The following is a 12,961-nucleotide window of genomic DNA, read 5'->3' as shown; positions in this document are numbered from 1 at the left end:
CGGTTTAGGTTTTTTTCTGCGGCAAATTTTTGATCTTCTTGCAAGACAAGTTGCCAATGACGGTGCCGCCATCGACCAGTCGCGACGGGATGTGCGAGCGGATCGTGCCAGTCATCGACGTGGGGTTGAATACAACCTTCATGTTCCCCCCCATCTGGAACCCCTCGGTGGTCGGTACCTGCATGCGCCAAGCCAATGTGACACTTCCGTCCTCTGCAAAAGTCTGTTTGGCCTTGGCGATTTTTCCATAATGATAGTTTAACGGATCAACGGCCAGTCCCTTTTTCGCCCCTTCAATAATCTGAAAAGCAACGTCATCCGGTCTGAATCCTTTTGCGTGGCTCTTTGAAAAATCCGTTTCGCACAAATAGCTGTTGGCGGATTTTGCGACGGTTTGTGTCGGTACGAAGGACAACGCCGATACAACCAGAACAGGTATGATACGAGGTGAGGTCAAGTGTAGTCTCCAGAAATCAAATAGTTCCCAGGCTTGTTTTTCAAACAAAAACAGCCCACTGTGTTCAGTGAGCTGCTTAAATGACGCTAATTAGATTCGCAACCGTAAGAAGTTTTCTTAGAACACCCCAACCTCACTGCCTGGCTGCGCCGCAACGCTAAGAAGTTTGAACACGTAATCCGCGACCGAGCGGAAGCAGATCACGCGGAATGCGCCATCTTCTTCCATCCAGATTGCGCCGGCCACCTGAGCCAAACGCGTGCGGCGGATTTCGCCGGGCTCAAATGCGCCGGGCGACAGATCGACAGGGGCAAGCTTGGCCATGACCTCGCGTGCGGGGCCGTTCGAAACGCGGAACACGGCGCGGGCGTCCGATACGTTGACCGCCAATGCGTGCTCGCCTTTAAGCGTCTCGTTCAGCGCCGCCAGTTTAGCTTCGACCTCAGCATAAGGCACCAAAAGCAGGAGTTCGTCCGGCGACATCCAGCAGGCGCCGCTGTCGCCGTCCACGGCCACGCGGCGGACATCCGGGACGCCTTGACCGGTGGCGGCCTTTATGGCCTTGCCCAAAGTGGCCGAGGACAGATCACCGCGCAGGGTGATCATGCCTTGCAGGCCGGTTTCTTCGACGCGGGCGATGCCCACATACGAGGCGTGGTTCATGGCACTTACGGGCGCGCTTACGGGATCAGACATTCTGCTTTTTCCCTTCCTTGTCATAGAACACAGGGTCCACGATTTTTGCTTTGTAGATCTTGCCGTCGGTTCCGGGGAACTCGATCACCTCGCCCATACGGTCGGGGCCGTGCAGCACCAGCCCCATGGCGATGCCGCGATCCAGGTTGGCCGAGTAATAGGTTGAGGTCACCCGCCCAATCACGTTGCGCTGGCCGTTGGCATTGACTCCCTCGCCCGCCGCATAGGCGCCATCCGGCAGAACCGAACCGTCGACGGTTTCCAGGCCCACCAGTTTCCAGCGGTTGCGGTCGGTCATGTGGCTGCGCTGTTGCGCTCGCTTGCCCAGGAAGTCCTCTTTCTTTTTCGAGATCGCCCAGTTCAGGCCCAAGTCCTGCGGAATAATAGTCCCGTCGGTCTCGTCCCCGATCATGATAAAGCCCTTCTCGGCCCGCAGGATGTGCAGCGCTTCGGTGCCATAAGGCATCACGCCGAACTCCTTGCCCGCCTCAATCAGAGCCTCCCAGAAAGCCAGACCCTGACTTGCCGGAACCGCGATTTCGCAGGACAACTCGCCCGAAAACGAGATGCGGAACATGCGGCAGTCAAAGTCACCGATCTTGCCGTCGGCCCAACCCATGAACGGGATCGCCGCGTCGCTGACATCCATGCCACCAAGCTTTTCCAGAACCTTGCGGGCATTGGGGCCAACAACGGCGATCTGAGCGTATTGCTCGGTCACGTTGGCGACATAGACGTTCCAGTCCCACCATTCGGTCTGCATCCATTCTTCCATGTGGCCATGGATACGCTCGGCCCCGCCGGTGGTGGTGTGACACAGCCAGGTGTCGTCATCCATACGCGCCACAACACCGTCGTCGATCAGAAAGCCGTTTTCCGAGCACATCAGGCCATAGCGGCATTTGCCCGGTTTCAGGTTCGACATCATGTTGGTGTACATCATGTCCAGGAACTTGCCCGCGTCCGGGCCTTTGACAATGATCTTGCCCAAGGTCGAGGCATCGAGAAGCCCAAGGTTTTCCCGCGCGTTTTTGACCTCGCGGTTCACCGCGTCATGCACACCTTCGCCCGGACGGACATAGGCATATGGACGGCGCCAATGGCCTACCGGTTCCCAATCCGCGCCGTTGGCGTCGTTCCACTCGTGGACCGGCGTCTTGCGGATCGGCTGGAACACTTCGCCACGCGCCTCGCCGCCGATAGAACCCATCGAAATCGGGGTGTACGGCGGGCGGAAGGTGGTGGTGCCGACTTGAGGAATGTCTTCACCCAGTGCATTTGCAAGCGTCGCCAGACCATTGATGTTGCTTAATTTACCTTGATCGGTTGCCATACCCAAAGTGGTGTAGCGTTTGGTGTGCTCGACGCTTTCGTACCCCTCGCGCGCAGCCAGCTGCACATCCGAGACCTTGACGTCGTTCTGAAAATCCAACCAAGCCTTCATGCGCAGCGGCATATCGGCGTTGGCGGGCATCAGCCAGACGGGTTCCAGAGGCAGTTCAAGCTCGGACACGCCTTTCGGCGCATCCGCGGTTTTGGGCGTAAAGCCAGCCGCATTGGCCGCAGCCTCACCCGCAGTCTGAGCATCTGCTAGAACATCACCCAGCGAAACGGGACCGTTGGCGGCCCCTGCAGGCACAACAAAACCGTTGCCATCTGCACCAAGTGGCGGACGCGCAGGATCGGGGCGGAAATGGGCCAGTGCGTCGTCCCAGATCAGCTTGCCACCGCAGTGCGACCACAGGTGCACAACCGGCGACCAGCCGCCCGACATGGCAATCGCATCGCACGCAACTTCTTCACGCGCACCTCCGATGCCATCCTGATTACAGATCGCAACCTTCTTGACCCGCTTGCCACCTTTGACCTTGGCAATCGCCTTGCCCGGATCAACACGAATGCCAAGGCTACGTGCCTCGTCCGCCAATGCGCCACCGCCCGAGGTGCGCGCATCAATCACGCGCAGCACGTCAACACCGGCTTTTTTCAGAGAAATCGCCGTGCGGTAAGCGTCGTCATTGTTCGTTGCGACAATCACGCGCTGACCGGGGGTCACGCCCCAGTTCACCACATAGTCGCGCATCGCCGAGGCCAGCATGACACCAGGAACATCGTTGCCCGCAAAAGACAGCGGACGCTCGATCGCACCGGTTGCGGTGACGATCTGCTTGGCACGAATACGCCACAGACGGTGGCGCGGCCCCGGTGCGCCGGGTGTGTGGTCTGTCAGGCGTTCGTATGCCAAGGCATAGCCGTGGTCATAGACGCCCGACCCCATGGTGCGGGTGCGAATGGTAACATTGTCCGTCGCCTTAAGTTCGGTCAGCGTCTGCTCGACCCAAGCGTCAGGCGCCAGGCCATCAATGGTGCCGCCATCAACCGGTGCACGACCGCCCCAATGGCTGGTTTGCTCAACCAGCAGAACCTTGGCACCAGACTGAGCCGCTGCCTTGGCCGCTTGCAGACCGGCAACACCGCCGCCCACAACCAAAACATCCGCAAAGGCATAGAAATGCTCATAGGTGTCGGCGTCCTTGGTTTCTTTGTCAGGTGCTTTACCCAGACCCGCCGAGTGGCGAATGATCGGCTCGTACACGTGCTTCCAGAAGGGTTGCGGGTGGATGAACATCTTGTAGTAGAACCCGGCAGGCAGGAATCGCGCCAACGCCGTATTCACTGCCCCCACGTCGAATTCCAGGTTCGGCCAGTGGTTCTGCGAGATGGATGTCAGCCCTTCGAACAGCTCGGTGGTGGTGGCGCGCTGGTTCGGCTCGAACCGCGCCCCCTCGCCCAAGCCAACCAGAGCATTGGGTTCTTCGGCACCACTGGCCACCACGCCACGCGGACGGTGGTATTTGAACGAACGGCCCATCATCATCTGGTCATTGGCCATCAGGGCCGAGGCCAGCGTGTCGCCCTCGAACCCACGCATGGTGGTTCCATTGAACTTGAATGTGATCTGTTTCGACCGGTCAATCAGACGGCCTTGTTTTGCGAGACGGGTGCTCATGGGTCAGAACCTTTCGCATGAGGAGGCGTCGGAGCCTCCGGCGGGAGTATTTATGAAAAGATGAAGGCTCATTCGAACTCTCTCCATGACCAGCCGGGGCGCTTGGCGCTGATGGCGTCCTTGATGTCTTGGGGCGGCTCATAGACCTGCGCGGGATAGGTGCCAAACACCTCGAGCGTGGCCGTGCAGCGCGCCGCGTGGAACCACTTGCCGCAGCCCGCAGCGTGACGCCAGCGTTCCAGATGGACGCCTTTGGGGTTCTCGCGGGTGAACAGATAGTCGTGAAACTGATTATCATCCGAACCGGGGCCATGGCGCTTGATATGCGCCTCGCCACCGGCATCCAATTCGGTTTCATCGGCGTTCACGCCGCAATAGGGGCAATGCAGGGTCAGCATGTGATCATCCTTACATGTTCATTTCGGTGGCAGGCGGGCCGCATTGGCCAGCGACAATTCGGTTAGTGTGGCGCGCAGGGCTGCGTCTTCGAACGCGCCTGCGTCAACCTCGACCATGCCGCCCATGGGGCGACCGGTGAATGACAGTGGCTCAGCGCCCGCCTTTAAAGCCTGGGTTTCGCGGTCCTTGCCGGGGCGATACATCGCCCCGTCTTTGGTCACACCGCAGACCATGTTGCCGTGGAGCAAAAAGCACAGGCCGCCGAACATCTTTTTCTCGGACAGGCCCGGCTCGACCCCAAGGTCGGTCCGCATGGTTTCAGCCAAAGCTTCGGAATAGGCCATCACACGCCCCCGTTCCCACAGGCGCGGGGCAGAGTTTCGTCGAAACTCTGTGCCAGATTTTTTGAAAAAATCTGGCTCAATGCGCCACCCCGGCGGCGACGCTTTCGTCGATGAAGCGGCCCTCTTTGAAGCGGTCAAGCGAGAAGGCTTCGGTCAGCGGGGAATGACCCGTGGCCATCAGCTGCGCCATGCCCCAGCCCGAGCCGGGGATCGCCTTGAAGCCGCCCGTGCCCCAGCCACCGTTGATGAAACAGCCACCCAAGGGGGTTTTCGAGATCAGCGGCGAGCGGTCGCCGGTCATGTCCACGATCCCGCCCCACTGGCGCAGCATTTTCAGGCGTGAAATCATCGGGAAGGTTTCGACCAAGGCGCGCACGGTTTCCTCGGCATGATGGAAGCTGCCGCGTTGAGTGTAGTTGTTGAACCCATCCGTGCCGCCGCCGATGACCATCTCGCCCTTGTCCGATTGGCTCATGTAACCGTGCACGGTGTTGGCCATCACGACCACGTCCATGCAAGGTTTGATCGGCTCGGATACCAGAGCTTGCAGCGCGATCCCTTCAAGTGGCAGGCGGAAACCCGCCATCTCGGCCAGCTGGCCCGAATGACCCGCGACCACCATTCCCAGCTTGTCGCAGTCGATCGCGCCCTTGGTGGTGTCAACGCCCACAACGTGGCCGTTTTCGGACCGCACGCCGGTGACTTCGCACTGCTGGATGATGTCCATGCCCATAGCCGAACAGGCACGCGCATAGCCCCAGGCCACGGCGTCGTGGCGCGCAGTGCCGCCTCGCTCCTGCCAGAGCGCACCCAGAACCGGATAGCGCGGGCCGTCCAGATTAATGATCGGCACCAGCTCCTTCACACGCTCGGGTGTGATCCATTCGGTCTTGACGCCCTGCAAGGCGTTGGCATGTGCCGTGCGCTGATAGCCGCGGATCTCGTGCTGGGTCTGGGCCAGCATCATGACGCCGCGCGGGCTGAACATGACGTTATAATTCAGGTCCTGGCTGAGACCTTCGTAGAGCGAGCGCGCCTTTTCATAGATTGCAGCCGACGGATCTTGCAGATAGTTGGAACGGATAATGGTGGTGTTGCGCCCGGTGTTGCCACCGCCCAGCCACCCCTTTTCGATGATGGCAACGTTCTGGATGCCATAGTTTTTGCCCAGGTAATACGCCGTGGCCAGACCATGGCCGCCAGCGCCGACAATGATCACGTCATAGCGCTTCTTGGGCTCCGGCGAGCGCCACGCGCGCTCCCATCCGGTGTGATAGCGTAAGGCTTCTCGCGCCACAGCAAAGGCTGAGTAATGTTTCATGAGCGAATCCATCCGGTTCGTAGGTTGTCGCAGATATGCCGCGCATAGGCATTTTAGCCACGCCGCGTTCCGCCGCAATAATGAGCAGTTGCGACATGGTATCCAACATTGCGACATCCAGCGGCCTTTTGCCTCTTTTGTCAGCAGCCTTACAAAGATAGATGAAAGGCACATGACGCGGGAGACCCCATGACATTCTGGATCCTTATTGCCTTGATGGCCTTGGCCGTGACCTGCCTGCTGCTGTTGGCTTTGCTAAGGGGGCGTGCCGGTCAAACCCCGGCAGCGGCCTTTGATTTGCAGGTCTATCGTGACCAACTCAAGGGTGTGGATCGCGATCTGGCACGTGGTGTGATCGCCGAAGGCGATGCCGAACGTATCCGGTCCGAAATCTCGCGTCGGATTCTGGCCGCAGATACACAGATGCAGGCCGAGGTTGATGGCGCGGGACAGCCCCGCAACCTGACGACACTTGTTGCTGGTGGCGTCGCCGTGATCGTCATTGCAGGCGCGTTTTTCATGTATCGCGACATGGGCGCACCTGGTTACGGCGACCTGCCGCTGTCGCTGCGTGTGGAACTGGCGCAAGAGGCGCGCGAAAACCGCCCCGACCAGACCCGCGCCGAAGAGCGGATGCCAGCGATCCCGAAACCCGAGATTGATCCCGGCTATGCCAGGCTGATCGAACAATTGCGTGAAACGGTCAAAAAGCGCCCCGATGATCTGCAAGGTCAGATCCTGCTGGCCCAGCACGAGGCCAACAGCGGCAACCACAAGGCCGCGTATGAGGCCAAGGCGCGTGTCATCGAAATTCTGGGCACGCAGGCCAGCGCACAAGACTATGCCGAACAGGCCGAAATGATGATCCTGGCGGCGGGGGGCTATGTCTCTCCACAAGCCGAGGCGGTGCTGGAAACCGCGCTGGAGCGCGATCCAACGCACGGGCCTGCTCGCTATTACTATGGCCTCAGCCTGTCGCAAACTGGTCGCCCCGACATCGCGTTCCGCATCTGGGAGGAAACCCTGCGCGAAAGCCCGAGCGATGCACCCTGGGTGTCCGCGATCCGATCGCAGATCGTTGATCTGGCGTTCCGCGCCGGGGTGGATTATCGCATGCCTGATGCCCCGAACCCCATTGCCCTGTCTGGTCCAAGCGCTGAAGATATCCAGGCCGCAGGCGACATGAATGCCGAAGAGGTCAAAGACATGGCGCGCGGCATGGTCGAGCGCCTGTCAGAACGGCTGGCCACTGAAGGCGGCTCGCCGCCCGAATGGGCGCGCTTGATCCAGACGCTGGGGGTCCTGGGCGAAACGGACCGCGCGCGCGCAATCTATGCTGAGGCGCAACAGGTCTTTGGCAACGATGCCAATGCAATCGCCTTGTTGAAAGCCGCAGCCCAAACCGCGGGGATCGACGGATGATTTTTGACGCCTTCGAAGACTTCGCCGCGGCCGTGCCAAAAATGTCTGCCCTTACCGGGTTGGATCTGGGTGACAAGACCATTGGTGTCGCCGTGTCTGACCGGATGTTGACCGTGGCTTCGCCGCTGGAAACCATCCGGCGCAAGAAATTTGGCGTCGATGCCGAAAAGCTCCTTAAGATCGTCAGCGACCGCGAGATTGGGGGGATTCTTCTTGGATTGCCCCGAAATATGGACGGCACAGAAGGCCCACGGTGCCAGTCCACCCGCGCCTTTGCCCGCAACCTTGGTCGTCTGACAGAGCTGCCAATCGGGTTCTGGGACGAGCGTTTGAGCACAGTTGCGGCCGAAAAAGCACTTCTTGAGGCGGATACGACACGAAAACGTCGCGCAGAGGTGATTGATCACGTCGCCGCCGGGTATATCTTGCAAGGAGCGCTCGACCGGATGCGCTTTCTGAACTAGCCCTTGCCGGAGCCTGACGACGATATGAACGACATGGTCTGGAAACGCGACGAGATTGAATCGCCCTGCATTCAGATTTGCGTGGTGCACCCCACCGAACGCATCTGCACCGGTTGCTATCGCACCATCGACGAGATCACCCGATGGTCCAAGATGGAGAGCAACGAGCGTGCCGAGATCATGCAAGACCTGCCCGATCGCGCCCCGCGTCTGGCCAAACGCCGCGGCGGCCGTGCTGCGCGGGTCAAACGCTAGAACCCAAGGCCAACGGATTCTGGTGGTGCCAATTTCTTTGAAAGAAATTGTGCCCAGAAACTTTGAAAGTTTCTGGGATCTAGTTTCACCCTGAGCCTACTTAAAACGACCGTTCATCCTGCTGCCAGCCAGGCCTTGGCGTTGTCCATCTCTTCTTCGGGAAAATACTGAATCTTGGCTTTGATCAGCTGATTTCCTATCCGTTGGGCCATGTGTTGCCAGCCTTTATTGCCGACAATTGCAGCCTTTTCCAAAAGCGGCGCATGGGTGCGGCCCAGATGGAAATGTGCATCCAGCGCGGAAAGCCCCTGCCAGCCGTCGAACTCGGTCAGGTCGACAAGCAGGCGGAACCCCTGTTTCTGATCAATCAGTGCATCCAGATCACCGGTGGCCTGCGCATACTCAGACGGGTCCACCTGCCCCAACAGCCGCACCTGCACGCATGGGCCGCCCAGGTCGATCACATGGATCGCCCCCAACGACTCGCGCAGCCAACGACGCGCCTCTTCAATGCCCTCCAGTGAAAACGTCTGCATCGGGCACGGCATCATCGGTGACGCCAGCTTTGCCGCGGTCTGCGCCCAGCCGGTATCAGTAACCAATGCAATCCGATCAAACCCGCGCCAGTGACTAAGGCCCAGCTTTGTGTCGGCCCAGACCGCGGACAGATCAAAGCCTGAAAACTCTTGGCCCACCTTGATCAACAGCCTGATCTGATCATGATCGATCAGCGCCGCCTCGATGGCAGGCATCAAGATCTTGTCATAATCCGAGCTTGTGATTGTACCCGACGCGGTCATTTCCAAAATCGCGCCATCATTTTGAATTTCTATGGAAATCATCGAAACATAATCCTCTCACACAATGATGAGCCAAGGTTATGGGGATTCGATCCATCCGGCTACACCGCCCGGCATTTCGGGTCGGAAATAGGCGATCATCCGACCATCCGGGCCAGCAGCGGCTTCCGCGCCCCAGGGGGCTACCCCGTGCAGGCAATGCCGATGAAGCAGATAAGCCTCGCCGGGTTGTGCATGCACCTCGACCCGTGGGCAGGTTTCAAACACTTCGCGGCGGGCGGCCTGATAAGCGTCGGTCACGTCGACCTTATGCATCGTGGCTGGGTCGTGGCCCTTCAACGCCTCGCGAAACGCATCAGCCATGATCTTGTGGCTGCCGTCCCAAACAACCATAGGCGCCGCCGTCGGACTGGCCTTGGTCAACGGCAGGCCAAGGATCCAACTGTGCGGTTCGTCCACGTGGCGGCGGCGATCGGGTCCCGAGGGTTTCAACCCATCCACATGCGCCGCATCCCGGTTGCGGCGGTACCGCAACGCCGCCTCACCCTCACCCCTTCGCGCCTGAGGATAGCCGGGATAGATCACCGAGACCTGCCCCGAGTGCAGCGGCTGCAACCCATACTCCTGCGCGATGAAATTCATCGCGGCCCCCGCCAGTGGCGTTAATCCGTCGACACAGCCCGTGGGATCGTTGGGCAAAGCGTCGACCCCTATGAACCACGTCCCCTTGCAATCCAGCCATGGCGCGTGGGCCGGGCTGGTCACGGATGCTCGCGCTGCAGGAAGCGCGCTCCGCGCCCAGGCGCGTGTTAGCGGGTCAGATGAAAACCGAACCCAACCCCGCGCGTGGAACGCCTCTACCACCCGAGCGCCTTGCGCAACATGTTGAGAGCGACCAATGTCAGAAACACCGCAAAGACACGCTTGAGCGGTTTGGGGTCCATCGCATGGGCCAGCTTCACACCCCAAGGCGCGGTGATCAAAGTCATACAGATGACGATAACAAAAGCCACCAGATTGACGGCCCCGATGGTCAACGGCGGACGCTGAACTGGGTCGATTTCCAGAAACAGAAAGCCCAGAACCGACGGCACCGCAATGATCACGCCGAACCCGGCTGCCGTGGCCACGGCGCGGTGAATGGGTGAGTCGTAAAGGCTCATGAGCGGCACGCCAAAGCTGCCCCCGCCAATGCCCATCAGCACCGACAGAAAGCCAACCATAGGCGAAAGAACCGCGCGGCGCAGACCGCGAGGCATGGCTTGTCCCAGCCGCCATTCAGCTTTGCCCAATCCCAGATAGGCACCGATCACGATCCCCAGAACACCGAACAAAGCCTGCAGCGCAACTGACTTTAGCGAGGCAGCAGCCAGAACCCCCAAAACCGCCCCTACGGCGATCCCTGGTCCCCAGCCGCGCAGGATCGACCAATCTACCGCCCCCTTCTTGTTGTGGCTCAGAACCGAGCGCAGTGAGGTTACGATGATCGTCGCCAAAGAGGTCGCCAAACACATTTGCATCAGTTGCGGACCACCATAACCAAGCGTCTGAAATGCATAGAAAAACGCAGGCACCAGAACGATCCCGCCGCCCACGCCCAACAGCCCTGCCAAAACCCCGGCAAACCCGCCGATTACCAGCAACATGACCAGCATCTGCACCAACAACATGGTATCCGGCATGGACCTCTCCCCCTCTTTGTCGCGCTATGCCTAGCCCGATCAGCCCGCCTGCGCCAGAGGGGTCACGCTCGCCAGAGCCTGAAGGAGTACATCCGTCCCGGCGTCCTTACGCGCGGCCCCTTCGGACAGCGTCCGGCGCCACTGTCGGGCACCTGGGCGACCTGCAAAGAGGCCCAGCATGTGACGGGTGATCTGGTGCAAGCGCCCCCCGTCGGCAAGATGTGCCTCGATATAGGGCACCATCTTGTGAACGACTTCGACCGGGTCTGTGGTCGCGCCAGTCCCAAAAATCTCTGGATCTGCTGAACAGAGAACGTCTGACGGCTGATGATAGGCCGCGCGCCCGATCATAACGCCGTCCAGCCCCGCATCCAGGTGCGTCTTGGCCTGTTCCAGCGAGGTGATGCCGCCGTTGATCGATATATGCAGCTCAGGGAAGCGTGTCTTCATCCGGTGCACCAGATCATAGTTCAAGGGCGGAATATCGCGGTTTTCTTTGGGACTCAGGCCCTGCAGCCAAGCCTTGCGGGCATGGATCGTCACGCGATTGCAGCCTGCCTTAGAGATATGTTCCAGAAAGTCTGGCAGTACCAATTCGGAGTTCTGATCATCCACCCCAATGCGGCATTTCACCGTGACGTCCACGTTCACTGCTTCTCGCATGGCGGCAACACAATCGGCAACCACCTGCGGATGCTGCATCAACACAGCCCCAAAAGTCCCGGATTGCACCCGGTCCGAAGGGCAGCCGCAATTCAGATTGATTTCATCATAACCCGCATCTGCGCCCAACTTGGCCGCCTTGGCCAATTCCACCGGGTCCGAACCCCCGAGTTGCAAGGCCAGAGGGTGTTCATCGGCGCTGAAATCCAGCAAATGCAAAGCCCCCCCCCGAACCAACGCGGGCGCAGTCACCATTTCGGTGTAAAGCAACGTCTTACTGCTCAGCAATCGATGCAAGTACCGGCAATGTCGATCCGTCCAATCCATCATGGGTGCCACGCTAAGACGCGCGGCTTGAGCCAGATCGTGAAATGTTCGTGTTGGGTGATCTTGCAAGATCGACATTCGGCTCGCGGTCCTTGTTCGCACTGCAACGGCATGCTGGGCCGTGCAGCGTATGATTTTCCTGAATGTGCCTGTAACATCATTTCGGGACTGGTTGCCACCACAACCACCTGTCAGCCCATGGCCACAGACCGGATCGCCTGTTTGAGAGCGGCGGCGGCGGCTGTGTCCGCCCGCCCTGCTCGCGTCAGCAACCCGATGGGGCGCCGAATGTCAGGCAGGTCCAGCGCGCAGATTGCGACCCGGGCACGCTCGATGGCCGATTGCGGCACCAATGCCAGGCCAAGCCCGTCGGCGACCATCTCCAATGCGGTCGCGGTACGCCCTACCTCATAGGTCCAACGCAGCGGCACCATTGCCCGCGCCATCGCCTCGTCAATCAACAGGCGATTACCCGTTCCTCGGGCAGGCAGGATCAGCGGCTCGTCCGACAAGTCCGACAGGTTCACCAGTTCAGTGCCGGTCAGCCCGTGCCCGATCGGAGCAACAAGAGAGATCCGATCGTCCAACAATGGTTCAAACACAGTGCCCGGATCCATCGCAGGGATGGAACACAGGCCGAAATCAGCCTCGCCTCCGGCCACCGCTTCGGTGACCTCGTTGGCATCCGAATCCAGAACGCGAATACGCGCCTTGTGACCCGCTGTGCGAAAAGCCGCCAATGCAGGAGTGATTACACGAGAGACCACTGTCGGTATCGTTGCCACCGTTACCACCAGGTTTCTTTGGTGGGCAAAGGCCACGCTTTCATCGCGCATGGCGCGTGCGGTTTCCTGCGCATCCTCAAGGATCGCTTCGGCCCGGACCTGCAACCGCTTGGCCGCAAGCGTCGGCTTCACCGCTCGGGTTGTGCGCTCGAAAAGGGTCGATCCCAGTGCTTCCTCCAGCTTGCGCACCCGCCGGGTGACTGCCGGCTGGGACAGGTTGAGCCGGTCCGCCGCCATGTGAAAGGACCCTGTTTCCTTGACCGCCAGAAAGGCCTGAAGGTCCCCGAAATCAAAATTGATAACCATTTCGCATTAATTATCGAAAACCGATGATTG

At 59.9% G+C, this 12,961-nt stretch carries 14 protein-coding genes; 3 read left to right on the top strand and 11 right to left on the bottom strand.

Annotation, left to right across the window (positions count from 1 at the left end; genetic code table 11):
• Positions 1-4 precede the first annotated feature (4 nt).
• The 6 genes from G6R15_RS16900 to G6R15_RS16875 all read right to left on the bottom strand — a co-directional run bounded on the left by G6R15_RS16900 (position 5) and on the right by G6R15_RS16875 (position 6,227).
• Complete coding sequence (locus tag G6R15_RS16900) at positions 5-505, bottom strand: hypothetical protein (protein WP_164661154.1); 501 nt, start codon at positions 503-505, stop codon at positions 5-7.
• Between the two features lie 69 nt (positions 506-574).
• Positions 575-1,153, bottom strand: coding sequence for a sarcosine oxidase subunit gamma (locus tag G6R15_RS16895; protein ID WP_164661153.1), 579 nt, complete (start codon positions 1,151-1,153; stop codon positions 575-577).
• On the bottom strand, positions 1,146-4,163 hold the full coding sequence (locus G6R15_RS16890) for a sarcosine oxidase subunit alpha family protein (protein WP_164661152.1): 3,018 nt from the start codon (positions 4,161-4,163) through the stop codon (positions 1,146-1,148). The genes G6R15_RS16895 and G6R15_RS16890 overlap by 8 nt, the downstream gene beginning before the upstream one ends.
• A gap of 68 nt (positions 4,164-4,231) precedes the next feature.
• The gene (locus tag G6R15_RS16885; protein WP_164661151.1) at positions 4,232-4,561 is read right to left on the bottom strand and encodes a sarcosine oxidase subunit delta; all 330 of its coding nucleotides are present in this window, start codon (positions 4,559-4,561) and stop codon (positions 4,232-4,234) included.
• 18 nt (positions 4,562-4,579) lie between these two features.
• Positions 4,580-4,906, bottom strand: coding sequence for a TfoX/Sxy family protein (locus G6R15_RS16880; protein WP_164661150.1), 327 nt, complete (start codon positions 4,904-4,906; stop codon positions 4,580-4,582).
• A gap of 76 nt (positions 4,907-4,982) precedes the next feature.
• A complete protein-coding gene (locus G6R15_RS16875) occupies positions 4,983-6,227 on the bottom strand; it encodes a sarcosine oxidase subunit beta family protein (protein ID WP_164661149.1) in 1,245 nt (414 codons plus the stop codon).
• Positions 6,228-6,416: 189 nt separating this feature from the next.
• Between G6R15_RS16875 and ccmI the strand changes: the two genes are divergently transcribed.
• The 3 genes from ccmI to G6R15_RS16860 are packed head-to-tail and all read left to right on the top strand — an operon-like array spanning position 6,417 to position 8,368.
• A complete protein-coding gene (gene ccmI, locus G6R15_RS16870) occupies positions 6,417-7,649 on the top strand; it encodes a c-type cytochrome biogenesis protein CcmI (RefSeq protein ID WP_164661148.1) in 1,233 nt (410 codons plus the stop codon).
• Positions 7,646-8,113 (top strand): Holliday junction resolvase RuvX, encoded by a 468-nt coding sequence (gene ruvX, locus G6R15_RS16865; protein WP_164661147.1) that lies wholly within the window; start codon positions 7,646-7,648, stop codon positions 8,111-8,113. The genes ccmI and ruvX overlap by 4 nt, the downstream gene beginning before the upstream one ends.
• A gap of 24 nt (positions 8,114-8,137) precedes the next feature.
• Positions 8,138-8,368 carry a DUF1289 domain-containing protein gene (locus G6R15_RS16860; protein ID WP_164661294.1) on the top strand — a complete coding sequence of 77 codons (231 nt, stop codon included), beginning with the start codon at positions 8,138-8,140 and terminating at the stop codon, positions 8,366-8,368.
• Positions 8,369-8,481: 113 nt separating this feature from the next.
• Here G6R15_RS16860 and G6R15_RS16855 read toward each other — a convergent pair whose 3' ends face one another.
• From G6R15_RS16855 to G6R15_RS16835, 5 genes are all read right to left on the bottom strand, one after another.
• Positions 8,482-9,210 carry an STAS/SEC14 domain-containing protein gene (locus G6R15_RS16855; RefSeq protein ID WP_164661146.1) on the bottom strand — a complete coding sequence of 243 codons (729 nt, stop codon included), beginning with the start codon at positions 9,208-9,210 and terminating at the stop codon, positions 8,482-8,484.
• 36 nt (positions 9,211-9,246) lie between these two features.
• Positions 9,247-10,032, bottom strand: coding sequence for a hypothetical protein (locus G6R15_RS16850; RefSeq protein WP_164661145.1), 786 nt, complete (start codon positions 10,030-10,032; stop codon positions 9,247-9,249).
• Entirely contained in the window at positions 10,026-10,850 is an 825-nt protein-coding gene (locus tag G6R15_RS16845) for a sulfite exporter TauE/SafE family protein (RefSeq protein WP_164661144.1), read from the bottom strand. The genes G6R15_RS16850 and G6R15_RS16845 overlap by 7 nt, the downstream gene beginning before the upstream one ends.
• 39 nt (positions 10,851-10,889) lie before the next feature.
• Entirely contained in the window at positions 10,890-11,918 is a 1,029-nt protein-coding gene (dusA, locus tag G6R15_RS16840; RefSeq protein WP_164661143.1) for a tRNA dihydrouridine(20/20a) synthase DusA, read from the bottom strand.
• Positions 11,919-12,031: 113 nt separating this feature from the next.
• The gene (locus G6R15_RS16835) at positions 12,032-12,931 is read right to left on the bottom strand and encodes a LysR family transcriptional regulator (protein ID WP_164661142.1); all 900 of its coding nucleotides are present in this window, start codon (positions 12,929-12,931) and stop codon (positions 12,032-12,034) included.
• Positions 12,932-12,961 lie beyond the last annotated feature (30 nt).

The organism is Tropicibacter sp. Alg240-R139 (assembly GCF_900537075.1).
GTDB lineage: Bacteria > Pseudomonadota > Alphaproteobacteria > Rhodobacterales > Rhodobacteraceae > Falsiruegeria.
Note: the sequence above shows the minus strand (reverse complement) of the source record. Positions and strands in the feature narration are given on the sequence as shown.